The following is a 26,493-nucleotide window of genomic DNA, read 5'->3' on the forward strand; positions in this document are numbered from 1 at the left end:
CGTGCTAAGGCGACAGGTGGTTTGGTGCTGTGTTAGCCAAGGGCTAATTTATTCTAGCGATTCAGATAAATCACATCGACATCAAATACTTACCAATAGATTGTGGCGCTTTTCTCATTGTCGCTATCTGGCGACAGTATAATTTTTAACTATCTCTGGCATTATAGGCGCAATTTATCGGATATTTATTGCTAGGATTGGCCCATTGATTAATTTTCGTGCGCTTGCTTCAATTCGTCGTCTGAGTTTTTGGGCTTTGGCTACTCTGGGGTTGCCGCTGTTATTGAGTTTGTTGTTAGCTTCTTACTATTTACAACAGGTCTCCATGCAGGGCCAACAAACTGCCTTTTTGGCCGCTGAGGTGGTTTCCAGTAGTAAACGTTTAGACGAGAACTTACTCGATTTAGAGCGTAGTGCCCGTCAATTTAGGGTATTAGCCGACGAGAATCTACTGAGTTTATACCAGGATCAATGGCAAAAGTTGTCGGGTGGATTGGTGGCCTTTCAGCAACAACATCATGACCCCGCGCTATTGAGTATTGTCGCGCAATTACAGCAGCAGTTAGTGAGTCTCGGTAAGTTAATGGCGCAACCGAAATCCAATGATAATAAGCAGTTAAATCGACAGTTTAATCGCTTGTCTGAATTAGGAAAGAGTTTCGATCAACGTAGTCAAATCTTGGTGAAAGAGCTCGCTCAACAACTGGAGCAAAGTACCCAATCGGCGCAACGGCGCTTGATGTTAAGTATGCTGGGGCTGCCCTTCGCTTTAGCTGCGGCGGTATTACTGGTGCTGGTCGTTACTCGACCGCTGCAACAACTGCGGCCGCAAATCGCGCGTCTTAAATCGGGTGAATTTGACCAAGCTATTAAAGTGAGTGGTGCCAGTGAAGTGATGGCTATCGCCGATGCTTTAGATGAGATGCGACTGCGTTTGCTTAGCTTAGAGCAGCAAAAAACCAGTTTTATTCGGCATATTTCCCATGAGCTCAAAACGCCTTTGGCGGCGATCCGTGAGGGTAATGAATTACTCTACGATAATAGTGCTGGGCCACTGAATGCGCAGCAACAGGAAATCACCGAAATTTTACGAGACAGTAGCTTACGACTACAACAGTTAATCGAGGCTTTACTCGATTTCAATTTACTATTGGATACGCCGCTGCAACAAGCTTCGCAAGGGGTTGATATTAGGGCGCTGGTGGAGCAGGTTCTCGCAAGTCATCGATTAAGTTTAAGTAGCCGTCAGTTAACGACTCAATTGGATATTCAGCAGCCAAGTGTTGTTGCAAATAAGGAGCAACTGCGGGTGATCGTTGACAATTTGTTGTCTAACGCGATTAAGTTCTCTCCCGATCATGGTCAAATAGTGTTGGGTTCTTTCGTGGGGTCTGCGGGGGTGAGCCTCTATATCGACGATCAAGGTCAAGGTATCGACGATGATTTGCAAAGCCGAATCTTTCAGCCTTTTGTGCAAGGGCCGGCAGCCAAAGATCCACGCCTTAAGGGCAGCGGTCTCGGTTTAACGATTGCCAAAGAATTGGTTGAACGACAACACGCACAGCTACGCTATCAGCGTTTAAGTCCAGGCAGCCGGTTTTTAGTCGAAGGATTACAAGGAAACCAACAGCATGAAAAGTAGTGCCAAGCTAGGTTTATTGGCTTTATTTACACTCGGTTTAACGGCTTGTCAGCTGTTACCTGAGGGGGAAAATCAGGTGGCGCTAGTTTGCGACGCCCAGTTGAGTATGAACGGTATTTTTACGCCCTCGGCCTATTATTTGCGCTTAGCGGAGATGAGCGATGATCAGATCTTCAATGAGTTAGAGATTTTATTGCAAGATCCACAGTTGGGTGATAATCCGGTAAAACTCGGCCTGTTATATGCTTATAAGAGATCACCAGTGAAAAATCCGCATCGAGCTCATGCAGCCTTGAGCCAGGCTTTTGCCAGCCAAGGCAGCTTTGCTCAGCAGGGGATGCTGCTGGCGCTAAATGATCAATTGAGTGATGCGCTAAAGTGGCAGCATAAATATGAAAATTTGGGCGCTAACCAAAAACAGCAACAGCTATTATTACAACAGCAAATTGCGGCATTAAAGATGCAACTAGATGAACTCACTCGAATTGAGCAGCAATTAAATGAACGAAATTAACCCACATGGCGGCAACCTTTTAGTTGTCGATGACGACCCTAGTTTATTGCGCCTGATTAGCTTGCGTTTGCAATCGGCTGGTTATCAGGTACGAGCGGTTGCCAGTGCCAAACAAGCTCTGGCCGAATTAGAAAGTTATCCGGCGGAATTGGTGATCAGTGACGTACGCATGGATGGCATGGATGGCTTAGCCTTGTTCAATGCCATTAAACAACGCTATCCCAGTCTGCCTGTAATGTTATTGACGGCTCATGGCAATATTCCGGATGCGATTGCCGCCACTCAACAAGGTGTATTTGGCTACTTAACCAAACCTTTTGACAGCCAAGAGTTATTAGCTAAGGTGGCCGAAGCGCTGCACTTACAGCAACCCGCAGGCGAGTCGGTTCGCAGTTGTGAGCCGCCAGCTTGGCGACAAGATATCATTAGTCGTAGTCCAGTAATGGAGGTGTTGCTCAAGCAAATTCAGCAAGTGGCACCGAGTGATGTGAATATCATGATCCAAGGTGAAAGTGGTTCGGGTAAAGAATTGCTGGCTAAGGCGATTCACTATGCAAGCTCGCGCAGCCAAGGCCCTTTTGTTGCGGTGAATTGTGCAGCCATTCCCGAGGGTTTATTTGAGTCGGAACTATTTGGTCATGTGAAAGGGGCCTTTAGTGGCGCAGCTCATGCGCACAATGGTTTGTTTCAGGCGGCTCAGGGCGGCACCTTGTTTTTGGACGAAATTGCCGATACCCCCTTAAGTGTGCAGGTGAAGTTATTGCGAGCTTTGCAAGAACGCGAAGTGCGCCCGGTGGGATCGACAAAACATGTTGCGGTAGATGTGCGCATCGTTTCGGCAACTCACCAAGATCTTTATCAGGCGGTACAGCAACAGCAGTTTCGGGAAGATTTATACTACCGACTCAATGTGGTGGAATTAGACCTACCGCCTCTGGCGAAACGTCAGGAAGATATTCCCCTGTTGGTGCATCATTTCAGTCAGCAAATTGCCGACCGACAAGGTGTGGCGGTTAAAACCTATTCGCCCGATGCGATGGCCAGTTTGGTGGCGGCGCGTTGGCCGGGCAATGTTCGCCAGCTGATGAATGTGGTAGAGCAAACCAATGCCTTATCCACGGGGCCGTTGATCCCTGTGCAACTGGTGCAGCGAGCACTGCGTGAAAAAGCTGAGCTAGTTAGCTTTTCACAAGCCAGAGATGAGTTTGAGCGAAGTTATTTAGCTCGCCTATTACGTCTCACTCAAGGGAATGTGAGTCAGGCGGCAAGGTTAGCGATGCGTAATCGCACGGAATTTTATAAATTGCTGGAACGTCACCACCTACGCCCCGAATCGTTTCGCGCTTAATCAATCAAAGTGTCATTGCTTGCCGCACTTCGCGCGCTTGCTGTGATCGCTTGGGACGAGAGAACACTTTTCGCTGGTCTTTGAGTCACCAGAGATTGGAGCGCTAGCAGTGGCACTCCAAGTCTTTTTGTGTTTAAAGGTGTTTCTCGTTGAAACGATCCACGATCACCGCACAAGCGGCATCGCCAGTGATGTTCAGCGATGTTCGGAGCATGTCGAAGATTCGGTCTAAGGCAAATAATAGCGGTAGACCTTCGATGGGGATCCCTGCGGCCAATAAGACTGCGACCACTAAGAATGAAGGGCCGGGTACACCCGCTTGACCAATTGCACCAAGCGTTGCAGTAAAGATAATCGCGGCGTAAGCGGCAAAACCTAAGTCGACCTGAAAAATTTGCGCGAAGAATACTGCAACTAAACCGTAATAGATGGCGTTGCCACTCATATTAATGGTGGCGCCCAGTGGCAATACAAAGGAGGCGGTTGCTTTAGAGATGTTTAATTCTTCTTCGACAACTTCCATGGTGACCGGTAGGGTTGCCATCGAAGATGCGGTGGATAAAGCGACCGCTTGCGGCTTTGTCATTACATTCATGAACTGGCGAACCGAAGTCTTGGAGAATAGTTTGATGGTGAGAGGGTAGAATACTAAGCCGTAAATTAAAATCGCGGCGACATACACTGCAAATAACTTGGCAACCAGCGTTAACATACTGAAGCCAAGGGTGCCTACCGACTCCGCCATCAAACCAAATACACCAATAGGGGCAATGATCATCACGATGTTAATCATCCAAATGAAAGCAGAAATGATGGTGTCTAAGCTTTCCATTAAAGGGGCTGTTTTGGCCTTAGGTTGTTTCGAAATAGCAATTCCTAAGAATAGGCAGAACACCATGATTTGCAGAATATTAGCATCCATTAAAGAAGCAAAGATGTTCTGAGGGATCATGCCGATGATGGTTTCCATCACGCCGGGTACACTGCCTTTGTCGGCGTATTCATTGGAGAATAAATGGCTGGCTTGGCTCAAGTCCAGACCGCTACCCGGTTGGAAGATATGGCCCATCACCAGCGCTAGAATAACCGCGACCGCCGAAGTACCAAGGAAGAAAGCAAAGGTGGTAATGCCGATTTTACCGGCTGCAGGGCTATTTCCCAAATTCGCCGCACCCGCGATAATTGAGACGCCAATCAGTGGGATCACCAGCATTTTTATTAAGTGGATGAAGATGGCGCCAAGAGGTGCAAACATTGCCGCCTGTTCTCCCATCAGTGTGCCAACGATGGTCCCAAGAATCATTGCGATGATGACTTGTATACCAATATTTTTATACAGCGGTTGTGTTGCGTCCATCAATATTCCTATTTGAATCGATTTGGGGTTGCACCCTTGTTTTTGATGGTCGCGCATTGTACTTGAATTGATGGATTTGGTCATTCTTTATGCTGTTATTATTGCAATTTAAGATATAAAAAATTATATTTTCGGTTAAATACTCGCCACATTTAAAATTATTCTCTGCATCTATAGTTGTTTGCACTGCAATTTTTCTTTAAATTTCTTTATCAGTTGTCTGCGTCAAGTGTTCTAAACCCTTATAAGCTGCGGCTTGTCGTCTGCTTGAGTCTTGGTTCCGCAGACATCAACGTCGCCTCGCTGGGTGAACCTTTTATGATTGTTAATTGCATTGGGAAAAGACCGTTCGGAGGGGGGCGCAACAATTTGGCTTGCTTGTCGCCGATTCTTGTCTGGCAAGTGAATCATTACATCGATAACAGCATTACCACAAACCAGCGCCGGGAGAATATCATCGCGCCAGCAAAGAACTGACAACCAGTGAATAGGTGCCTCGCTGATGATTTACTTGAGTTGGTACCGAAACCTCTTGAAAGAAGTAAGTGAATTGTTGGTTTGATGCCTTTGCCGTTTAATGCAGCCGCATTATCGTATTAATTGGCGCGCGAGATGGGGCGTGTTGGGTGTTGGCCTGCTTAAGTTGGCGTAAACGAAGCATAACTATTGCCTTAAAATTAGATCATGATATTTTTTGTGCTCGAATTATTTAAGGAACCTCAGCCATGCCAAAGGCCAGTGACATTAAAAAGAACGCCGCGATTGAACATAACGGCAAAGTTTTTTTCGTGAAAGATATTGTGAAGCTCACCCCTAGTGGCCGAGCAGGCGCGAGTTTATACCGGATGCGGCTCTACGATGTCGCCACAGGCGCCAAAGCTGATGAAAGCTTTAAAGCTGACGAAATGATTAGCTTGGCCGATGTTAGTCGTCATCAAGTGATGTTCTCTTACATCGATGGCGACGAGTATGTATTTATGGATAATGAAGACTACACTCCCTACAACCTCAATAAAGAAACCATTGCTGACGAAGTACCCTTCATTACCGAAGAGACCAGTGGTATCCAAGTGGTCACCGTGAGTGGAGAGCCAGTGGCTATTGAATTACCGGCCAGCGTTGAGATGCTGATTGTGGAAACCGATCCTTCCATTAAAGGCGCTTCCGCCAGTGCGCGTACGAAGCCTGCGATTTTAAGCACCGGTTTGTCGGTACAGGTGCCGGAGTATATCTCCAGTGGTGAGAAGATTAAGATCAGCACCACCGAGAAGAAGTTTATGAGTCGCGCCGATAAGTCGTGATTTGCAGTGATTGATGGATAGGAAAGCAGCTTTATAGCTGCTTTTTTGGTTTTGAACCGGTAGACAAATTTTGCGGCTCTCAGTGCATAGTGTGCGAATGAAGCCTATGTAGCGAATTTGGGTGAGTCCTTGCTTCAACATGAGCTGGTCGAGGCCAATCTGGTATTCATTAGGGGTTACGGCATGCCAGCGCTGCATAAATGCTTTGGTAAACATCGTTTGAGTAGGCTTTTAGCTTGGGACTGGCTAAAGTCACCGGCTGTGTGGGGGGCCACCGTTTGTCTAAGCTTGCTATTGATGGATTTAATCTTAGTTAACAGGCCGAATACTAGCGATTATTGTTATTAAACACAATATAGAAAGCCACTTTTAAAAGTGGCTTTCTATTCTCATTGCTTTAAGCGCTGATGGAGCCAGGCTTTGTTAAATCATCACTCGACCTTGGCGCATTAATTCTTCTATTTCGCTGAGGCTGCTGGGGTCGTCGATGGTAGAGGGGATGGCGTAGTCTTCACCATCGGCCAGTTGACGCAGGGTGCGACGTAGTATTTTCCCGGAACGTGTTTTGGGCAGACGCTGCACGATAATCGCCTGAGTAAAACAGGCGATAGGACCAATTTCTTGGCGGACTTTTTTAATCAGCTCTTTTGAAATCTCATGGTCTGCTTGTTGTACGCCGTCTTTAAGCACCACCAAACCGAAGGGCACTTGGCCTTTCAACTCATCGTGGCTGCCAATCACCGCGCACTCTGCCACAGCCGGATGAGCGCCCACCACTTCTTCCATTTCGCCAGTTGATAGGCGGTGGCCAGCCACGTTAATTACATCGTCGATACGACCCATGACAAACAGGTAGCCATCTTCATCGATGTAACCGCCATCACCGGATACATAGTAGCCGGGAAATTGTTTTAAATAGGCAGATTCGAAACGGGCCTGATCGCCCCAAATGGTGCTTAAGCAACCTGGGGGAAGCGGTAATTGGATGGCAATAAAACCTTGCTGATTGGCAGCGCAGGGCTCACCCATTTCATCTAAAATGCTTACCTGATAACCGGGCAATGGCTTGGTGGCGCTGCCCGCCTTGACTGGCATGCGCTCTAAACCCAAAGGATTGCCGGCTATCGCCCAACCGGTTTCGGTTTGCCACCAGTGGTCGGTAACTGGTTTATCGGTTTTGGCAAGGGTCCAGTCGAGAGTGGGTGGGTCTAAACGCTCGCCCGCCATGAAAATATCGCGTAGCTGGCTGAGGTCATAGTTTTTTACCAAGGCCCCTTCGGGATCTTCTTTTTTAATGGCCCGAAAGGCGGTGGGGGCGGCAAATAGTACTTTCACTTTATGTTCGCTTGCTACTCGCCAAAAGGCACCTGCATCGGGGGTTCGTACTGGTTTACCTTCATACAAAATGGTGGTGCAGCCTTTGATGAGCGGGGCATACACAATGTAAGAGTGGCCCACCACCCAGCCGACATCGGAAGCCGCCCAAAATACTTCGCCGGGTACCATTTGGTAAACGCTGTGCATTGAATAGTGCATCGCTACTGCGTGGCCGCCATTGTCGCGAACCACGCCTTTAGGTTTGCCCGTGGTGCCCGAGGTATACAAGATATACAGCGGGTCGGTGGCTTTTACCGGCACACAATCGGCGGCGGGTGCTTGTTGTTGCAGCTGCCGCCAGTTGAGGTACTGTTGATTAAAACCAACCGCTTGCTGTGGGCGTTGCCATACTAGAACTGGGGTTTCCATTTGTTGGCTTTGCTCCAGGGCAAGGCTCACCATCGGCAGGTAGTTAATCACCTTGCTGCCTTCGAGGCCGCAGCTGGCGGTCATGATAACCTTGGGCCGAGCATCGTTAATACGCACCGCTAATTCCTGGGCTGCAAAACCACCAAATACCACCGAGTGAATGGCTCCTAGGCGAGCGCAGGCTAACATGGCGATGGCGGCTTGGGGGATCATCGGCATGTACAAGACTACCCGGTCGCCTTTTCTCACGCCTTGCTGAGCCAACATACCAGCGGTTTGTGCTACCTGATCGCGAAGCTGAAAGTAGGAGAATTTTTGCTGACTATGACTCACCGGAGAGTCATAAATCAGCGCCGTTTGATTGCCTCGCCCTTGCTCGCAATGATAGTCGAGCGCCAGATAAGCGGTGTTCATTTCACCGTCGGCAAACCAGCGATAGTTGCCATATTCGTCCTGGCTGAGTGCCTCTTGGGGTGGCTTGTACCAGGCTAATTGTTGCGCTTGGCTTAACCAAAACTGCTCGCGGTGCTGATTGGCATAGTTGATGGTTTGTTGATAATCACCGTTTTGTTGCTCGTTGCCGATGGGGCGCATGGGTTCATGGTGTTGCATATTCATCTTTTTCCTCCTCGTCCCTAAGCTAGTTACCTCTTGGCAAGGGGCGGATGTCTGCTTGGCTCCGCTGGCAGTGCCGCGGCTGATTTAGTGTGCTTGGTGGCGCTTTAATCGTCGTCGCCGGGTACTCGGATCCAACCTTCCATTAAGATCCTGGCGCTGCGACTCATCGCAACTTTGCTGATTTGCCATTGGCCATTGAGTTCTCGTGCCTGTGCTCCAACCGTTAAACTGCCAGAAGGATGGCCAAAGCGCACTGTTTCGCGGGCCTTACCGCCAGCGTTTAAATTGACCAATGTGCCGGGAATGGCAGCCGCGGTGCCAATGGCGACCGCTGCGGTACCCATCATGGCGTGGTGTAACTTGCCCATCGACAGTGCCCGCACCAGTAAATCGATGTCGCCTTGTTTTACGGTTTTACCGCTGGCGCTCTGGTAGTCTTTGCCTGGTGAGACAAAGGCAACTTTGGGGGTGTGTTGGCGTTGCTCCGCCTCTTGTAGCGACGAAATAAGTCCCATGCGCAGCGCGCCATGGGCACGGATCGACTCAAACATGGCTAAGGCGCGCGCATCATTATTAATCGCCTCTTGTAGCTCGGTCCCTTGGTAGCCCAGTTCGTCGGCTTGAATAAAGATGGTGGGAATTCCGGCGTTAATCATGGTGCTCTTGAGGCTCCCCACACCCGGTACATCTAACTGCTCCATCAGTTTCCCTGTGGGAAATATCGAGCCATCGCTGTCGGCGGGGTCGAGAAACTCCAAGCGTATTTCGGCGGCGGGGAAGGTCACACCATCTAGCTCGAAGGCCCCCGTTTCTTGGACCTGGCCTTGGCTGATCGGGACATGGGCAAGAATAGTTTTGCCAATGTTGGCCTGCCAAATTCGGACCTCGGCGATGCCGTTGTCGGGGATGCGTTGCGGATCGACCAACCCGGCATGAATCGCAAAGGCGCCGACTGCCGCAGTCAGGTTGCCGCAGTTACCACTCCAATCCACTTTGGCGGTATCGATGGACACCTGGCCAAATAGGTAATCGACATCGTGTTCTGGATGTTGGCTGGTGGATAAGATCACCGCCTTGCTGGTACTGGAGGTTCCCCCGCCCATGCCATCGGTTTGTTTGCCGTAGGGATCGGGGCTGCCGATCACCCTTAGTAACAGGGCATCACGCGCGGCACCAGCTTGTTGCGCGGCTGGTGGCAGGTCATCGCGTTTAAAAAATACCCCTTTACTGGTGCCACCCCGCATATAGGTGGCTGGGATGCGGATCTGTGCCGGATAAGTCATGATGGCTCCTTAATGCTGAGTCGAGCTTTCGAGAAAATCGTCGGCAAAACGCTGTAATATACCGCCCGCTTGATACACCGAAACTTCCTCGGCGGTATCTAAACGGCATAACACGGGTAAATCGATGTGCTCGCCGTTACTGCGGGTAATCATCAGGGTGAGTGTTGCGCCAGCGCTGGGCTCACCGAGTACATCGAAGCTTTCGCTGCCGTCGATGCGGTAACTATGACGGTTATTGCCGGTAGTGAACTGTAGTGGTAATACGCCCATCCCGACTAAGTTAGTACGGTGAATCCGCTCGAAGCCTTCGGCTACAATCACTTCCACCCCAGCTAAGCGCACGCCTTTGGCGGCCCAGTCGCGTGACGACCCCTGACCATAGTCGGCACCGGCAATAATAATCAGCGGCTGCTTCCGTTGCATGTAAATTTCGATGGCTTCCCACATTCGCATCACGTTTCCTTCGGGCTCTAAGCGGGTCAGCGAGCCTTGCTGAACCTGACCGTTTTGTTTGACCATTTCATTAAATAGCTTGGGGTTGGCGAAGGTGGCTCGCTGAGCGGTGAGGTGATCGCCGCGATGGGTGGCATAGGAGTTAAAATCTTGCTCGGGCAGGCCCATCTTGGCCAAATAAGCACCGGCTGCACTGTCCAGCATAATCGCATTGGAAGGCGATAGGTGATCGGTGGTGATGTTGTCGCCTAATACCGCCAAAGGGCGCATTCCCTGCATCCTGCGTTTGCCCGCCAAAGCTCCTTCCCAGTAGGGAGGGCGACGAATATAGGTGCTTTGTGCACGCCACTCGTAGAGCGGCGAAGTGTGATTGCCATAATCTACCTTCATATCGAACATTGGTTGATAAATCTGGCGAAATTGCTCGGGTTTGACGCTTTGAGCGATCACCGCATCAATCTCTTCATCACTGGGCCAAATGTCTTTAAGGGTGATCGGTTTACCTTGAGCATCGTGCCCTAAGGCATCTTTTTCAATATCGAAACGGATGCTGCCGGCAATGGCGTAGGCCACCACCAAGGGCGGAGAGGCTAAAAAGGCCTGCTTGGCATAGGGATGGATCCGTCCGTCGAAGTTGCGGTTGCCCGACAACACGGCGGTGGTATACAGCTCTCGTTCAATCACTTCTTTTTGAATCGCAGGATCCAAAGCGCCGCTCATGCCATTACAGGTGGTGCAGGCAAAGCCAACAATGCCAAAGCCCAGTTGTTCGAGTTCGGGTAATAACTTGGCCTCTTCCAAATACAGTTGCACTGCCTTGGAGCCCGGAGCCAGCGAGGTTTTTACCCAAGGCTTGCGGCTTAAGCCGCGTTGGTTGGCGTTGCGGGCAAGTAGCCCAGCAGCAATTACATTGCGTGGATTACTGGTATTGGTGCAGCTGGTAATGGCGGCGATAATGCAGGCGCCATCGGGCATTAACCCCGCTTGCTGAGGTACCGGAGAGGCAATTCCGCGGCTCGCCAATTCGCGAGTGGGAACGCGGCGATGCGGGTTGGATGGCCCGGCAATGTTTCGTCCCACGCTGGAGAGGTCGAAATGCAGTACGCGTTGGTATTCGGCCTGACGGAGGGTATCGGCCCACAAGCCAGTGGTTTTGGCATAGTTTTCCACCAGTCTAATCTGTGATTCTTCCCGTCCGGTGAGTCGCAGATAGTCGATGGTTTTGTCGTCGATATAGAACATCGCGGCGCTTGCACCAAACTCTGGCGTCATGTTGGAGATGGTCGCTCGATCGCCTAAAGTCAGCTGCCTTGCACCTTCGCCGTAAAATTCCAGAAAACTTGAAACCACTTTTTGCTCGCGCAAAAATTCGGTGATGGCCAATACGATGTCGGTAGCGGTAATTCCCGGCTGGCGTAGGCCACTCAGTTCCACACCAATGATATCTGGCAGTCGCATATAGGAGGCGCGACCGAGCATCACACTTTCGGCTTCCAGCCCGCCTACGCCCACAGCGATCACCCCTAAAGCATCCACATGTGGGGTGTGGCTGTCGGTGCCAACGAGCGTATCGGGAAATGCCACACCATCTCGAGTTTGGATCACCGGTGACATTTTTTCGAGATTGATTTGATGCATGATGCCGTTGCCGGGCGGGATCACATCGACATTTTCAAAGGCGCTTTTACACCAATTGATAAAGTGAAAACGATCTTCGTTACGGCGATCTTCAATGGCGCGGTTTTTGGTAAAGGCCTGTGGATCGAAACCGGCATGTTCCACCGCCAGCGAATGGTCAACGATCAGTTGAGTTGGCACCACCGGGTTCACCTTGGCCGGATCGCCCCCTTTCGCGGCGATGGCATCACGCAGGCCGGCTAAATCAACCAAGGCGGTCTGGCCAAGAATGTCATGACAAACCACTCGCGCAGGGAACCATGGGAAGTCAAGTTCGCGCTTGTTTTCGATGATCTGTCCTAAGGCGGCCGTTAGTTGCTGCGGTGGGCAGCGGCGTACCAGATTTTCGGCCAGTACCCGCGAAGTATAGGGCAGCCTGGCATAAGCGCCGGCTGAGATGGCTTCTACCGCAGCACGGGTATCAAAGTAATCGAGTTGGCTGTTCGGCAAGGCTTTACGGTATTCACTATTCATATACTCATCCATGGATGCTCGGTCGTAACTAAGGAGAGACCGGATCCGCTACTGTGACTAAAAATAAGCTGACAGGGCTGAGTTGCTGGTGTTTGCTCAGCCCAATTTATTCGTGCGATTTAACGTTGGTCTATGGGCAAATAACTGCGTGGGCCGCTACCAGTATAGTCGGCACTCGGTCGAATAATGCGGTTATTAGCCCGTTGTTCCATAATATGCGCCGCCCAACCGCTGACCCGCGAACAAACAAAAATCGGGGTAAACAAGGCCGTTGGGATCCCCATAAAGTGATAGGCACTGGCATGGAAGAAGTCGGCGTTACAGAATAATTCTTTTTCTCGCCACATTACTTGTTCTACTCGCTCCGAGACTGCAAATAAATGCTGTTCTGGGCTGTTTTCACTGAGTTTTTTCGACCAGGCTTTGATTAGCGCATTGCGTGGATCGCTGGTGCGGTAGACGGCATGACCAAAACCCATGATTTTGTCCTTGCGCGCCAGCATCGCCATAATTTCGGTTTCGGCCTGCTCGGGGCTGGTCCAATGTTCAATCATTGCCATGGCGGCTTCGTTGGCTCCGCCATGCAAGGGGCCACGCAGCGCGCCAATCGCTCCGGCGACTGCGGAGTGAATGTCTGAGAGGGTTGAAGCAATCACCCGGCCGGTAAAAGTTGAAGCATTAAACTCATGCTCGGCATACACCACCAGTGAGCATTGCATGACCTGTTCATGTAAAGGATCGGCGGGTTTACCGTGTAACAATTCCAGAAAATGTCCAGCAATCGACTTGGCCGAGCTTTGGGTGGAAATCCGCTGGCCATGTTGGCTAAAGTGATACCAATAACAAATAATGCCGGGCAAGGTGGCGAGTAAGCGGTTGGCGTGGTGTTGCTGTTGTTCGAAGCTGGCTTCGGTTTCCAGATTGCCTAACATCGACACGCCAGTACGCATCACATCCATCGGGTGGGCGTTTGCTGGGATCAGTTCTAACACCGCTTTGAGTGCATCCGGGAGTTCACGCAAGTTATGTAAGCTGTCGTGATAGGCCGCTAATTGTTCGCGATTGGGCAACTCACCATTGAACAACAAGTAGGCGACCTCTTCGAAGCTGGCTTGCTCGGCTAGTTCGCGAATGTCGTAACCGCAATAGGTGAGCCCCGAACCGCTTTGACCCACGGTACATAGTTTGGTTTCGCCGGCACTTTGACCGCGTAAGCCGGCGCCTCCGATGGCTTTCTGAACCATGATGTTCTCCTTCATTTCTTGATGTTGTAGGGCTAACGGTCAAATCTTTGTTTCACTCGCTAGTTCAGGTCATTGTTGTTTCTCATCACGCGTAGCGCTGCGTGATGTGGTGCTTTGGGTTTCCTGTCTGTTGCAGGCGCAGCGGTCAAATCTTGGTTTGACTCGCCAGTGCATGCTTTGTTCTATTCTGCTTTGTTCTATTCTGCTTGGCTAAGTGGCGAGGCTTTGGTCCGCTCACCTAGATAGTTTGGTTTCGCCAGCGCTTTGACCGCGTAAGCCGGCGCCTCTGATGGCCTTCTGAACCATGATGTTCTCCTTGATTTCTTTATGTTGTAGAGCTAACGGTCAAATCTTTGTTTCACTCGCTAGTTCTGGTCCTTGTTGTTTCTCATCACGCTTAGCGCTACGTGATGTGGTGCTTTGGGTTTCCAGTCTGTTGCAGGCGCTGCGTTTGTATTCTTTGCCGCGCGACTTAATCTTGTTTAAACAGCTGGTCTAACTTTTGTTCGTAGGCGTGATAGCCCAGATAATCGTATAACTCGGCGCGGGTTTGCATGCTATCGACCACGTTACGCTGGTGGCCGTCATCCCGCAGGGCGCGATATACATCGACTGCCGCTTGGTTCATGGCCCGAAATGCCGACAGAGGGTAGAGCACCATATCGACGCCGACAGCAGCCAGTTCTTCACCGCTAAATAAGGGGGTTTGGCCAAACTCAGTAATATTGGCTAATACCGGTACTTTGACCGCTTTGGAAAATTGCTGATATTGCTCCAGGGTGAGCATCGCTTCGGGGAAAATCATATCCGCGCCGGCTTCTACATATTGGCAGGCTCGTTCAATGGCACCGCCCATCCCTTCTATTTGCAGGGCGTCGGTACGAGCCATTACCACAAACTCGGGATCTTGGCGGGCATCTACCGCGGCTTTAATTCGATCAACCATTTCCTGAGTGGAGACAATCGCCTTGTTGGGGCGGTGACCACAACGCTTTTGTGCCACTTGGTCTTCCATGTGTACCGCGGCGGCTTCGCCGCGGATCATTTCTTTAATGGTACGGGCAATATTAAAGGCGCCGCCAAAACCGACATCGATGTCGACCAGCAAAGGTAAGTCACAGGCGGCAGTGATCCGGCGAACGTCTTCCAGCACATCGTTCATGGTGGTGATGCCAAGATCGGGCAATCCATAGGAAGCATTGGCGATGCCTCCTCCAGATAAATAGATGGCTTGATGGCCTTCGCGTTGCGCCATCATTGCGCAGTAGGGATTGATGGTGCCAACAATTTGTAGCGGCTGATTGCTACTGACGGCATGCCGAAAACGGGCTCCTGCTGAGAGTTTCATGAGTTCACTCCTGGTAATACGTGAGGGGATGTGGCCGTGGGCATTAAAGCCTCTGGGCTTTGGTCGGATCCAAATAAACTTTGTTGTTCAATGGCTTTACGAGCGCGTGCGATATGACGGCGCATCAGCATTTCGGCTAACTCGCCATCGCGATCGGCCAGCGCTTGCCAAATGGCCCAGTGTTCTTTGAGCGCGCGCTCGGGGCGCGAAACTTGTTTGCTGGCCTGGTAACGGTACATGCGCAACAGGTGGTAAAGTTCATCACAGAGCAAGTTGACTAAACGCTGATTGGCGCTGCCTTTAATAATGAGATAGTGAAAGTCGAAATCGCCCTGTTGTTCGAAATAAGCTTTGCCTTGGTGTTGCTGTAGATAATCTTGATGGTGTTCTAGTAATGATTTTAACTCGGCCAGTTGTTCTGTCGACAATTGGCTTGCCGCGAGGCGGCAGGCCATGCCTTCCAGCGCCTCACGTACCGAGTAAATGTCGACGAGTTGTTGCGGACTGAGTTGCACCACTCTCGCACCGACATGGGGGATCCGCTCAAGCAGCCCCATGCCTTGTAGTTTTAAGATGGCTTCGCGCAAAGGGCCACGACTAACCCCGTAGTGGCGAGCCAGTTCGGGCTCTGAAATCTTCTCGCCTTGAGCAATTTGGCCACTCACGATGGCTTCGATTAGCGTGTCGCTGAGATTCTGCGACAGCAGGTTTTGTTTATCACTCTGCTCTTTTAGGTGGCTTAGTTCGGACATCTGTTGTTACGTCTGTGTTGTTTAGATGTTGCACAGTGTAGTGTAAATAGTGAGCTACGATCAAGGGATTGTCGACAATCTTGTCTTATACTTTAGTTTTAGACGAGTTTTCACCGCTTAATAGTCTGTTTTGTTTACAATGATTGGGCTAGATGGTTTATTGTCGACAATGTTGGATTTGTTCAATGTTGATTCGGTATTTGGGCTGCATGATTTTGATGGATTTTGACTGCAGTCGTTGCCAGTTGTCATGGCTAGTAAACAGTTATCTCAGCGACTTCGTTGTTTAAATCGTGCCGAATGAAGCTTCACCCGATGGCCTCACGGGCCTGCAAAACGCCGATTGGAAAAATAAACATTGCGCACAATTGTGAGTTCACAGGTTTTATTCTCGTGATCGACTAAGCGTACCAAGCGATCATTCTGTTGGCGATGAATATCAAAAAAAACATGTGCGACGGGAGAGAGAACGATCCTTCAATGTGAATGGAAGGGATTATTTTTATTCACTCAAAATCAATGATAAAAAAAGTCATTTTATTGGTGTTGGTGCTTGATATTTGAGCGTTCAACGGTTATCTTACGTTTTCAATCATTTACTGCATAAGTCGAGGGGAAATATGAAACATTTATCATGTGTTACACATCATTCCGTACGACTAATGGCTAACGTTTCGCAAGCTCGTTTTTTCAATATGAATAAACGATGCGTGTTACTAAAGGCCTACGCAGTTAGCTAAGATTGAGACCCATCCCAATTTTACCCGAGCTGCGAAGTGTTGCAGTGAGGGATCATCATTAATACCCCTATATTAGCTGTATCACTTCGCCCTCTTTAATGGAGAATGCGACATGATGTCACTAAAAATTCGTTTACTTACTTTCATCGTAGAAAGCTTAATACGTTACCAGCGTCATTTGGAAACCCAACAATGGCTTAAGGCTCAGCGTCAACAACGCTGGCGAGTCGAAGGCTTGAATATACATATTGCCAAAGATATTGGTGCTGATGCTGATGGCCGATTCCGCACTAAGCTCGATCAAGTGGAACGCCCAGAGCGCCGCGAGCGAGCAAAGCGTCGAGTAAACCTCAAGGCTTGGCGTATTCGACAGAGACCGTTGAAAATTCGAACGTGAATCTGCGCTCCCGAAGGGGAGCGCAGATTGGTGGTCTTTATCTTCAATGATGAGCCAAGTTAAGCAATCGCTAAAATAAAAACCCTGCTTATTGCAGGGTTTTGTGTGATACAAAGGTGGGGATTACACTAAAAAGTGGAGCCATACGCTCAAACTCACAAAGGATAAAATGGTGGTCACCAACAAGGTACTGGCGCAAAAGCTGCGTTCACCATATTCGCCGCCAATAATTGGATAAATACTAAACATGGGAACAGCGGCAAAGATAATTACCGAGGTTTTCAAATCGCTGGATAGATCGGGAAACAATAATACCAAGCCCGATACCACCATTGGAAAAATCAGCAATTTCACCATTGCTACCAAAGACATTTGGCCAATATTACATTTGATGGATACCCCGCAAAGTGAGCCGCCAATTACCACCAGGGCCACGCAGGCCGCTCCTTGAGATAGCATGCCTAAACCATAGCTAATGAAGGCTGGCATTTTTAGGCCCAGCGAAGAGCAGAGCAGTCCCAAAAATACTGAGATAATAATTGGATTGGAGCTGATCCGTTTCACGACAGGGACAAATACACTGCCTTTATTCCCTTGGCGTTTTCCCATCATGGTTTCCAGGAAAATTAAGGCAGCTGGCATCAACACGATGTTCTCCACCATCACACTCATGGCGAAGGCTTGTGCCGGTGGGTGTTCAAACATTTGTAAGATCACCGGAAAACCAATAAAGGCACTATTGGGTAAGGCGGCACCTAAACCTCTTACCCCAGAGGCTTCCCAGGAATCTTTAAATACCAAGCGACTCAACAAAATGGTAAACACTAAGGCGAATAAGCCACCTAGGGTGTAGATTAGCATGTAATCGAGGTTAACCACTTCGGCTAAATCCATACTTAATAGTTTGGTGAAGACTAGTGCAGGTAAGGCAAAATACACCACAAAACGGCTTAAACCGGGCAAGGTGTCTTGCGGGAGAACTTGGAAGCGGACTCCCAAATAACCTAAGAAAATTAAGAAGAAAATAGGCGCAGTAATGCTTAATACAGCTTCCATTAAAACTCGTCCTTGAAAGTCACTTAGACCTGAATCGGCTAGCAAAACACCATTGTAAAGGACTTGATTAAAAAATCATACAAATAGTGAGGTGACAGCAATCGGGATAACAGCCTAACGGTGCTGTATTCAAGGCTTTATGGTTAGAGGCTTTGCAGCGAGCCTCCTGCGAGCCGGGATGATTCAATCATCGTCGTCAGCTCGCTTGGTTGTCAAATTGAGTTGTTAGTGGTGCTCCCGCAAATTTTTCAACGCCAAAATTCTCTGAATATGGCTAAAGGTCTAATATTTGTGCGCAGATGTCTACGAATGCACTTAGTTTGGGCTGATTTTTTGCCGCTATTGAAAAATAAAGAAACAGTCCATCTATACGGTGATATTGCTGGTTGGCGGGTGGGGCACGGTCCGATGTGGGATTTTGTGAATAACCCAGAGCTCATTGATATTGTGTGCACCATGTACCAAAAAAAAGACATTGTTAGCGCGGTTTGTCATGGTCCGGCCGGACTCATCAATGTGAAGTTAAGCAATGGCGAAAGCTTGATCAAAGGTCGTCATGTAACTGGGTTTACGCCAGAAGAAGAAAGCTCTCGGGATTACGATAAGATCGTTCCTTTTGAATTGGAAACCGCTTTAAAACAGACTGGGGCTATATTTGAAAAATCACCAATGTTTGAAAATAAAGTGGTGGCAGATGGGCGTTTGATTACCGGTCAGAACCCCGCTTCGGCGAAAGCCTTGGCAGAGGCTGTGATTCAGGCGTTGCAAGCGAAGGCCAACTAAAGTGTTGCGGTAGCGGGCATAACAGGGACGTAATTCAATCAAATGAGACTTAGCCAGACCTCGCTCATTTTTAAGTCGTTTGAAGCCGCTTGGGTCTATTTTATCTAATAATATTACCCAAGAGAAAGGCAGAAACATTTACTACTGCAATGGTTTTACCCATTTGTTTTGTGTATTTTGTGTTTAATAATACTCAAACGATTTCAAGTTATTGGGCTTAATAAAGATGATTTCGCAAGTCGATTAATATCTTTAGCTAGGGAAATAAGGGATCTCTTGTTGCTCGCATTTTTCGGGTCACTGTGAATTTGTCATCTTGAGCTTGTTTGAGATCTCTGCGTTATATTTTTGCGGTGAAAGGAATGATTATGTCGACGAAAGTTTTGGTGATAGGGGCAGGTGCGATTGGTGCCTATTATGGCGCGCGTTTGGCACAGGCTGGGGCAGAGGTGTCTGTGGTGGTTCGTTCCGATTATGACGGCCTGAGCCACAAGGGCGAGTATGCCATTCAAAGTCATCAAGGGGACTTTTCCTTTAAGCCGAGTCAAATTTTGAAGCATCCTAGAGATTATCAGGGGATAGCTGATTATGTGATTGTGGCGACCAAGGTGCTGCCGGGTATTGATACCCGAGAACTGCTTAAAGATGTGGTGTCGGAAACTACCACTATCGTTTTATTGCAGAACGGCGTTGAGATCGAAGAGCCGGTGCAGCAGGCTTTTCCAAAGGCAGAGATTATCAGTGGCCTGTGTTTTATCTGTGTGCAGCGTGTTGAACCGGGAGTGATTGATCATCAAGATTATGGTCACTTGGTGATAGGCCGTTACCCGCAAGGCGTGAGCGAACGCGCAGAGCGGCTTGGCCGTATGTTCAATCGTGCAGGGGTGCAATGTGAGGTCTCTGCTCATGTCCAGCAGGCAAGATGGATGAAACTGGTGTGGAATGCGCCTTACAATCCACTTTCAGTGCTTGCTGGGGGGGCCAATACCCAGCAGATTATGGCGAATCCACAAACCGCTCAACTGGTGACTGACATCATGGAAGAGGTCTACCACGTCGCAAAGGCTGTTGGTGCCGAGTTTGATTATGCAGTGCTTCAGCAAAATATAGATAGAACCCTTAAAATGTGTCCATATAAACCGTCGATGTTACTCGATTATGAGGCTGGGCGTGAAATGGAGGTGGAATCTATTTTGGGCAGTACAGTCAAAGCGGCGCGTCGAGTGAAGGTCGCAACGCCGCATATTGATTCAATTTATGCGCTATTGCAGTTGGTGAATCAGACAAAGCATTCGGCATAATCTAATCGCGATGCGTCCTGCCCTAAATCGGCATGGACGCACCCGGATCATATTTAGACGATTGTAGAAACAGTCAATTGGAATGGCTGTCTGAATGTTTAAGATATTTAAACAATAACGGCCATCTCTGGTGAAGAGTTAGTTTTTTTACGAGAGTGAGATAAAGTCAAACCTACTAGAATCAATATCAAGGTTAGCCATGTAGCAGGCTCAGGTACTGAATTAAGCTCTAGTGACACACCGCCGATATTATCACCAATATTACTATCTGGAATATAAAAACCAACATTGGTAACCGAATCTAAGTGAAAATTTGCAAACAAACCGCTTGATTTAGCGAGAGAATAGACAGCTGAGGAATAATAGCCATCACCAGGATTAATTGGCCCAAGACCCGCGATCCCTTGACTTTCGCCATACCAATAAGTTATATCATCAATAATATAACCCACTGTATTTTCCCAGCCTCTAACACAGTTTTCTCCCAAGCCATCACAAGCTCTCACCGAACCGAATCGGTTAAAAGCAGTATAAACGTCTTGAACAAAAGACAATTGATAGTCACCAGGTTCCAGTGACACGTTAAGCGCGTTACTGCCCGCTAAAGAGGCATTAGTTCTACCACTGATATTAATAATGGTTGCACTGGCACTAGAACTCATTACAGTTAATAAAAGCAAGGCACAATAAAAAGCTGATTTTTTCATAAAAACAAAAGTCCATTTAATAAAAATGGTATGTTCTCACAGTTGTCTTTTTTAATAAACAATAAATAACATAATTATCAGGTTGAGCCTTGAGAAAATATGCGCGTAACGTTAATTGAGTTTGTTTTTTACATTTATTGCTAATCTGTAACATTTGGTGGTGACGTCATTTCCTAAATAATATTGAACCTTTCGGCCCCTCTAATGATAATTTAGACGACCAATGTATAATCGTTAGTTGGGATGGCTGTTTTACTATTTCTCTGGGCTTGCTTTTGGTTAATCCGTAATACTAAATGATAGTGGTTAGAAATGATCACCCGTAACTTCAAATGGCTGGTGGTTAAAGGCTCTAGTTCTTCGGCTCTACTTGGATTTCTTTAAATAAGTGTACGTTGTTATAACTAAAAAATGCTGTGATTTTTCGTTTAACGATTTTTGGTATTTCTTACAGTTCGAGCTTTGGCTATTATATTCTGAATAACCTATCGCTCCATTTATACCTAAATCTGAGTCTGCAATAATAATCAAATGTTGTTCGATAATAGAAGGATTAAAGTTGTTTGATATTGCTATCGCTGACATATCGTCTATGTCTGGAGTAACATTTTGTTGTTCTAGTTGATTAGTGTTCGCATTTGATACTTGTACTCTTGAGCCTTCTTGTAAGTTTAAATTACTCTGAGAGGTAACTTGGTTACTACGATCAACTTTATGAGCCTTAATTAACACTTGACCGGTAGCCTCTTTTAATTTTCCTTCTACTCTTCTTTTAGTAAATTTGTCAACTATCCATTATTTTCGGTGGTTAAAATTAGCACCACTTGCTCGGTCTTTGCCACACAAAAATGCTCTACGAACGCAACGGTAAATGCAGTGGTAGTAGCAGGGCGAGATCGCGAACATTTATCAATCAAATGTTGACTAATTATCAAACGAAAGCTGGTTACTAAACTGTCGCTTTAATTGTGCTGTTTTCGAAACCTGGTTGGTTTGAAATCAAACTGTATGCAAAATGAACACTCACGCTCTCACCCTGGTGGTAGTATGGCGTACTGTCTAAACAAATTTGCTGTTCGCGAGCTCAAGTCATCACCGCACCTCTAAGGCTTTGAGTGAAGTCATTCGAGACAGCCATCTTAAGGACTGAACAGCCAACATCATACGATGAATATCACTTCTCATTCACATAAAAAGCAGCGTGATGTCGAAAATTGCAATATTGGTAAAGGTGTTACGACGAAAAGCCGCAAGAAGCCAAACAGCAAACACAGCGATTCGAGATATGCTAAATACCTACTCGGTCGACAAAAAATCAGACCATAAATTACTTAGCCAACATCCAGCCAGCGTTTGGCTGCTCCCATACCTTTAATTCGCTGCTGATTGTGCTGGCGCTTGTAGCACTCTAGTGCGTGACCGGCGCCCACCACACTGGCAAAGTGATGCTCTAAACCAGTGCTCAAGGCTAACCAGCTTTCTTCATCGATTTGTAAGCGCTGTAAAATGGGCGCTTGTGCATCATCGATATAACCGCGTTTATCTTCTCTGATAACGCGGCCGGTAAGTTCCACCAGTTGCAGGTAGTCTTGTAACTCGAAAGGCAAGCCTTTAGGCATGGTTTCTCTGGGGTTACCGACAAAGGGCATTAGCGGCTTGGGTTGCTGACCTTGTTTGGCTTGCTGAATGCGCTGTTTGATACTGGTGTGGTCTGAGGTTTCAGGCGTGCTCGCTATATTTGAGCGAACCGGGTTTAAATCCACATAGGCCATACAAGCTGCGAGGGCTGCTTCATCTAAAAGCGCTTGAGATTTAAAACGCCCCTCCCAAAAACGACCGGTACATTGGTCTTCTTTATTGGCAGCTCGAGCAATGTATTCATTCAAATGGCGCATAAACCAGCTTAAATCAAAAAGGCGAGTCCGATACACTTCGGCGGTGGCGTGAATGGCCTGTAGTTGCACCGCACTTAACTTTGGACGTAACTCAGAATTGAGATACATCTGAGTCAGTAAGGTGCCTTGGTGCAAACAATGCCAGCGTTCCAAGACTTCATCCATGGACCAGGCTTCGGCTTTGGCCTTATCAATATGCAATACCACATGGGTATGATTACTCATAACTGCATAAGCACAGACATCAATGGCAAACACCGCGGCAAGTTGCAGCAAATAGTCTTCCACCCACTGTCGTCGATGCTCATAGTTCTTGCCCGTTTGCTTGTCTTCGCCACATAAAAAAGCCCGCCGAACACAGCGGGAAACACAGTGATAATAAGGTGTATCCGATAAGCTCACTTGCGACTGTCTTGACCGAGGCATGGCACTAACTCCCCAAAAACCACTATTGGTAGTTTAGATTATTATCGGGGTGTGGCTAGTTGGTGTGGCTGTCTAGTTACCTTGTTTCTTGATTACCGGTCAGACCCCCCGCTTCGGCGAAAGCGTTGGCAGAGGCTGTGATTCAGGCGTTGCAAGCGAAGGCCAACTAAAATGTTGCGGTAGCGGGCATCGGGTCGCGAAGTTGAATTTAAAATAGCGAGGCAACAACTTGGGGGCCTCGCTTATTTAAAGCCAAGCTTATTGTTTACTTTATCATTATTGAAGTTTACTATCTTGCCCTGCAACTAAAGGAGATATTTGCAGTGGCTCAAAATCAATTTCAATGCTTGTCCCAACGAAACAAAGCCAAACGTGATGCTTGCTTAAGCAAACTTAAAGCCTCGGAAATGAAAGAAGTGGACCTTTATGTACTGCATGGGCCACAGTTTTTCTCATTATGGTTAGCCAAACAGCAAAGCCAAGGACTTGAGCAAACAGCGATTAGTCAGAAATTGGAAGATCTAGGCCTATCGGAGCTCGCTCAAAAGTTAGTTCTAAATACCGCTAGCCTCACCAAGCAATTTGCTAGCCAAGCCTTAGACGTAAAAGCTATGGGAGCGCTAGCACTAGACATGCAGCGTGGTGGGAGTATTTTGGGTAAATACGAAATAACTCAAAATGGCACTAAAAGCTACATTAGTTTTAAAGGCAATCACAAGCTAAGGACAATAATTACGGGGACTAGATACCTCTCTACAAACATTAAGATGCTGTCGCTAGGTATAGGTCAACAAGGTCTAAAAGCTTCAGCTAAAGGTGGCGTATTAATCACTGTTTTATTCTCTGTATCCCATCACACACTAGAACTAGTGCTTAAAAAAGACTACTTGATGACCAATTGGGTAGTCGACGTTGCCACAGACATAACAATCGCTTCGGTCGCAGCAGTCTTTGGTTACGCTGTTGGCACATTAGCAGTATCATCAATAAGCGTTGTCATTATTCCAGTTTTAGCTGGATTTTCCGTAGCATTTTACGTGCAAGGGGAGCTAACTACTTACGAGTCTCGCTACCAAATTAGGGATAAGTTAGTGAAAGCTCTCAACCAATCACTTCAGAAATCAGTCGAACGAGACCTAAAACAATTAGAACAAAATATAAATCAAATGAAGGGCGTGACTAGTATGAACAATTCAACCCAGCACTTTTTTTAGGGAATCGATGAAAACACTAATGACTAAAAGAAAGTCACTCTTAGGCTTTTTATTATTCTCTGTTCTCTTGATACCCTTCTTCGAAGCGTTATTTGGTAACAATGTGCCTGACAAGTTTGAGCAATTAAGCCAGCAGTTAGCCAAAATTTACCCTGTTATATATATCAATGTTGAATATAGTGCGTTTATTTCAGGAGGCATAATTGGCTTGACTGGTGCAATATTTATGCTTTGGCAGTTTGCTTGTCTCAGAAAAGGAAAACAAGCTCGGTCACTCAAACATCTGTCAACTAAAGCTTTTGTAGTAGCTATAATCATTAGCTTTTTGTTTATATTTCCAGGACGACATATTGAAAGATCCCACAAGGAAAGCCGCGCCGCGCAGCAAGGCTATCAAGCCTGCCCTCCTTTCACATTACTTATGAGCTCAGTTAGCATTGACGCTTGGGTAAAGGACTTTAGTCTGTGTAACGACCCGGAAGTCGACAAACTAGCCAGATACGGATATCCCGACGAACCCGCTAAAATAGCTAAAATGCTCGCTGATAGAGAGTCTAAATAACAACTCAAACCAATTTGCTAGCCAAGCCTTAGACGTAAAAGCTATGGGAGCGCTAGCACTAGACATGCAGCGTGGTGGGAGTATTTTGGGTAAATACGAAATAACTCAAAATGGCACTAAAAGCTACATTAGTTTTAAAGGCAATCACAAGCTACGAACAGTAATTAAAGGGACTAGATACCTCTCTACAAACACTAAGATGCTTAATGGTCTACAAGGACTTAAATCATCCGCTCGTGGTGGAGTATATGTTACGGTCTTATTTTCAGTAACAGAACACAGTCTAGAGCTAGTATTGAAAAAAAATTACTTAATGAGTAACTGGGTAGCAGACGTTTCGACCGATGTAGCAATAGCAGCTGTTTGCGGCTTTTTAGTTGGTGCAGCAATCGCACCTGCAGGTGTCGTTATGATTCCGGTAGCAGTTGGGTTTGTAGTTGCTTTCGCTGTTGGTACGGTGTTAAGCATGCTCGCAGATAGACTAGGTATTAAAAAACAGATTGTTGAATACATAAACCGACATGCGGAACAACAAGCACAAAAAAGTATAGTCAGCATGCAACAGAAAATAGAACAAATGAAAGTTATTTCAAGTATGAATAATTCCACATATAAGTTCCTATAAGCTAACCTCCAAAATGATAAAAACTCACACACCGAAAACTTCACTATTAGCTTGCTTAGCTTGCTTCGCTCTTTTCAACATATTCACTCTAGTCCTATTTTCTTCAAACACCTTGAATGAATTTAGTGGTCAAATTGGTAATGGTTTTCCAGTAATCTATTTGGATGTTAGCTACTGCTTTCTGATTGCAGGAGTCATTTGTACGTTTGCATGTTCTCTTTTGATGCTTTGGCAATATGTTTGCCTAAAAAAAACGAACCTCGCATTAACCGCGAAACATCTGTCCGTTAGAGTGTTCGCATTAGCAATTATTGTAAGCGTTGCCTTTGTGCTTCCAGGAAGGCACATAGAAAAATCCCGTATCGAAAAAATTGCTGAGCAACATGGCTACCAAGCCTGTCCCCCTTTCACATTATTAATGGGTTCAGCAACCATCGACGCATGGGTAAAGGACTTTAGCCTTTGTAACGATCCAGAAGTCGACAAATTAGCCCAATATGGCTACCCAGACGAGCCTGCCCAAATAGCCAAACTGCTTGCAGATAGAGAGTAGAGACAAAATTAGTAGTACAATATACTCGCTAAGAAGCGAGGAATAAAAGGGGCAGAGTCACTTTAATTTAGCTAACGAAAAGACTTGGATGTCCTATTTCTTTTGCTTTGTCGCAAAATTCGAAAAGTCTCGGCGGATGGGGCCTATGACACTAAACGCTGCTATGGGGTATTAGAACGAAAAAGAATAGCCCCAGTGATCCCCCCGAGACAAAACGCCGCTTACCGAGATAGGAGGCTAACGTTGAAGAAAGAACACTGGCAGCAAGTTATTGATATGCATAAAATACTAAGCACGAGTCCCGTTGAAAACGAAGCTGAGAAGGCATGAATAAACACGTGGGGATCCCTCAGGGGCAGAGTCATTTTTATTTAGCTAACATGCTTTCGCCACCCTTTACGCCTACCGCGAATGCCTTCCGTTACCCTCAGACCCGTATACGAACAGTGGAGTATGGACACCCATAATAAAAATCAC

General features: G+C 47.4%; 23 protein-coding genes and 2 pseudogenes. 13 read left to right on the plus strand and 12 right to left on the minus strand.

What is annotated here, in order from left to right; translation table 11 throughout:
- The first annotated feature begins 205 nt into the window (after window positions 1-205).
- Genes ACRRSY_RS00235 through ACRRSY_RS00245 form a run of 3 tightly spaced genes read left to right on the plus strand, consistent with a single transcriptional unit; the run spans window position 206 to window position 3,504 of the window.
- Entirely contained in the window at window positions 206-1,642 is a 1,437-nt protein-coding gene (locus ACRRSY_RS00235; protein WP_432455210.1) for an ATP-binding protein, read from the plus strand.
- Window positions 1,632-2,156 carry a hypothetical protein gene (locus tag ACRRSY_RS00240; protein ID WP_432455209.1) on the plus strand — a complete coding sequence of 175 codons (525 nt, stop codon included), beginning with the start codon at window positions 1,632-1,634 and terminating at the stop codon, window positions 2,154-2,156. The genes ACRRSY_RS00235 and ACRRSY_RS00240 overlap by 11 nt, the downstream gene beginning before the upstream one ends.
- Window positions 2,143-3,504: a sigma 54-interacting transcriptional regulator gene (locus ACRRSY_RS00245; protein ID WP_432455208.1), complete on the plus strand. Its 1,362-nt coding sequence runs from the start codon at window positions 2,143-2,145 to the stop codon at window positions 3,502-3,504. Before ACRRSY_RS00240 ends, ACRRSY_RS00245 begins: the two co-directional genes overlap by 14 nt.
- A 133-nt stretch (window positions 3,505-3,637) precedes the next feature.
- Here the strand turns inward: ACRRSY_RS00245 and ACRRSY_RS00250 are convergent, their stop codons facing one another.
- Window positions 3,638-4,861: a dicarboxylate/amino acid:cation symporter gene (locus ACRRSY_RS00250; RefSeq protein WP_432460570.1), complete on the minus strand. Its 1,224-nt coding sequence runs from the start codon at window positions 4,859-4,861 to the stop codon at window positions 3,638-3,640.
- A gap of 725 nt (window positions 4,862-5,586) precedes the next feature.
- Between ACRRSY_RS00250 and efpL the strand changes: the two genes are divergently transcribed.
- A complete protein-coding gene (efpL, locus tag ACRRSY_RS00255) occupies window positions 5,587-6,162 on the plus strand; it encodes an elongation factor P-like protein EfpL (protein ID WP_432455206.1) in 576 nt (191 codons plus the stop codon).
- A 423-nt stretch (window positions 6,163-6,585) separates the two neighbouring features.
- Here the strand turns inward: efpL and ACRRSY_RS00260 are convergent, their stop codons facing one another.
- The 6 genes from ACRRSY_RS00260 to ACRRSY_RS00285 form a co-directional block, all read right to left on the minus strand.
- A complete protein-coding gene (locus ACRRSY_RS00260) occupies window positions 6,586-8,526 on the minus strand; it encodes a propionyl-CoA synthetase (RefSeq protein WP_432455204.1) in 1,941 nt (646 codons plus the stop codon).
- A gap of 104 nt (window positions 8,527-8,630) precedes the next feature.
- Window positions 8,631-9,809, minus strand: coding sequence for a 2-methylaconitate cis-trans isomerase PrpF (gene prpF, locus ACRRSY_RS00265; RefSeq protein WP_432460571.1), 1,179 nt, complete (start codon window positions 9,807-9,809; stop codon window positions 8,631-8,633).
- 9 nt (window positions 9,810-9,818) lie between these two features.
- The gene (acnD, locus tag ACRRSY_RS00270) at window positions 9,819-12,413 is read right to left on the minus strand and encodes a Fe/S-dependent 2-methylisocitrate dehydratase AcnD (protein WP_432464127.1); all 2,595 of its coding nucleotides are present in this window, start codon (window positions 12,411-12,413) and stop codon (window positions 9,819-9,821) included.
- A gap of 119 nt (window positions 12,414-12,532) precedes the next feature.
- The gene (gene prpC / locus ACRRSY_RS00275; protein WP_432455201.1) at window positions 12,533-13,657 is read right to left on the minus strand and encodes a bifunctional 2-methylcitrate synthase/citrate synthase; all 1,125 of its coding nucleotides are present in this window, start codon (window positions 13,655-13,657) and stop codon (window positions 12,533-12,535) included.
- 472 nt (window positions 13,658-14,129) lie between these two features.
- Entirely contained in the window at window positions 14,130-15,005 is an 876-nt protein-coding gene (prpB, locus tag ACRRSY_RS00280) for a methylisocitrate lyase (protein WP_432460574.1), read from the minus strand.
- Entirely contained in the window at window positions 15,002-15,757 is a 756-nt protein-coding gene (locus ACRRSY_RS00285) for a GntR family transcriptional regulator (RefSeq protein WP_432455199.1), read from the minus strand. The genes prpB and ACRRSY_RS00285 overlap by 4 nt, the downstream gene beginning before the upstream one ends.
- An 852-nt stretch (window positions 15,758-16,609) precedes the next feature.
- On the opposite strand from ACRRSY_RS00285, the gene ACRRSY_RS00290 reads away from it, so the two are divergent.
- Window positions 16,610-16,894: a hypothetical protein gene (locus ACRRSY_RS00290; protein WP_432455198.1), complete on the plus strand. Its 285-nt coding sequence runs from the start codon at window positions 16,610-16,612 to the stop codon at window positions 16,892-16,894.
- A gap of 123 nt (window positions 16,895-17,017) precedes the next feature.
- On the opposite strand, the gene ACRRSY_RS00295 is transcribed toward ACRRSY_RS00290, so the two are convergent.
- Window positions 17,018-17,950, minus strand: coding sequence for an AEC family transporter (locus ACRRSY_RS00295; RefSeq protein ID WP_432455197.1), 933 nt, complete (start codon window positions 17,948-17,950; stop codon window positions 17,018-17,020).
- 309 nt (window positions 17,951-18,259) lie between these two features.
- On the opposite strand from ACRRSY_RS00295, the gene ACRRSY_RS00300 reads away from it, so the two are divergent.
- Together ACRRSY_RS00300 and ACRRSY_RS00305 are read left to right on the plus strand one after the other, a co-directional pair.
- Entirely contained in the window at window positions 18,260-18,733 is a 474-nt protein-coding gene (locus tag ACRRSY_RS00300) for a type 1 glutamine amidotransferase domain-containing protein (RefSeq protein ID WP_432464128.1), read from the plus strand.
- A gap of 368 nt (window positions 18,734-19,101) precedes the next feature.
- Window positions 19,102-20,034: a ketopantoate reductase family protein gene (locus tag ACRRSY_RS00305; RefSeq protein WP_432455195.1), complete on the plus strand. Its 933-nt coding sequence runs from the start codon at window positions 19,102-19,104 to the stop codon at window positions 20,032-20,034.
- Window positions 20,035-20,141: 107 nt separating this feature from the next.
- Here ACRRSY_RS00305 and ACRRSY_RS00310 read toward each other — a convergent pair whose 3' ends face one another.
- The 4 genes and pseudogenes from ACRRSY_RS00310 to ACRRSY_RS00325 all read right to left on the minus strand — a co-directional run bounded on the left by ACRRSY_RS00310 (window position 20,142) and on the right by ACRRSY_RS00325 (window position 23,062).
- Entirely contained in the window at window positions 20,142-20,741 is a 600-nt protein-coding gene (locus tag ACRRSY_RS00310) for a hypothetical protein (protein WP_432455194.1), read from the minus strand.
- A 366-nt stretch (window positions 20,742-21,107) separates the two neighbouring features.
- Window positions 21,108-21,473: a hypothetical protein gene (locus ACRRSY_RS00315; protein WP_432464129.1), complete on the minus strand. Its 366-nt coding sequence runs from the start codon at window positions 21,471-21,473 to the stop codon at window positions 21,108-21,110.
- A gap of 66 nt (window positions 21,474-21,539) precedes the next feature.
- Window positions 21,540-21,647, minus strand: a pseudogene (locus tag ACRRSY_RS00320) (transposase); the annotation flags it as partial.
- A 425-nt stretch (window positions 21,648-22,072) separates the two neighbouring features.
- Entirely contained in the window at window positions 22,073-23,062 is a 990-nt protein-coding gene (locus ACRRSY_RS00325; RefSeq protein ID WP_432464130.1) for a transposase, read from the minus strand.
- Between the two features lie 323 nt (window positions 23,063-23,385).
- On the opposite strand from ACRRSY_RS00325, the gene ACRRSY_RS00330 reads away from it, so the two are divergent.
- The 6 genes and pseudogenes from ACRRSY_RS00330 to ACRRSY_RS00355 all read left to right on the plus strand — a co-directional run bounded on the left by ACRRSY_RS00330 (window position 23,386) and on the right by ACRRSY_RS00355 (window position 26,483).
- Window positions 23,386-24,276 (plus strand): hypothetical protein, encoded by an 891-nt coding sequence (locus ACRRSY_RS00330; RefSeq protein WP_432464131.1) that lies wholly within the window; start codon window positions 23,386-23,388, stop codon window positions 24,274-24,276.
- Window positions 24,277-24,283: 7 nt separating this feature from the next.
- Entirely contained in the window at window positions 24,284-24,838 is a 555-nt protein-coding gene (locus ACRRSY_RS00335; RefSeq protein ID WP_432455191.1) for a hypothetical protein, read from the plus strand.
- 64 nt (window positions 24,839-24,902) lie between these two features.
- The gene (locus ACRRSY_RS00340) at window positions 24,903-25,463 is read left to right on the plus strand and encodes a hypothetical protein (protein ID WP_432464132.1); all 561 of its coding nucleotides are present in this window, start codon (window positions 24,903-24,905) and stop codon (window positions 25,461-25,463) included.
- 112 nt (window positions 25,464-25,575) lie between these two features.
- A complete protein-coding gene (locus tag ACRRSY_RS00345; protein ID WP_432455189.1) occupies window positions 25,576-26,016 on the plus strand; it encodes a hypothetical protein in 441 nt (146 codons plus the stop codon).
- Window positions 26,017-26,118: 102 nt separating this feature from the next.
- A pseudogene (locus ACRRSY_RS00350) lies at window positions 26,119-26,235 on the plus strand (IS5/IS1182 family transposase); the annotation flags it as partial.
- A 107-nt stretch (window positions 26,236-26,342) separates the two neighbouring features.
- Window positions 26,343-26,483, plus strand: coding sequence for a hypothetical protein (locus ACRRSY_RS00355; RefSeq protein WP_432469374.1), 141 nt, complete (start codon window positions 26,343-26,345; stop codon window positions 26,481-26,483).
- The last annotated feature ends 10 nt before the right edge of the window (window positions 26,484-26,493 follow it).

This window comes from Agarivorans sp. QJM3NY_33 (genome assembly GCF_050870865.2).
GTDB lineage: Bacteria > Pseudomonadota > Gammaproteobacteria > Enterobacterales > Celerinatantimonadaceae > Agarivorans.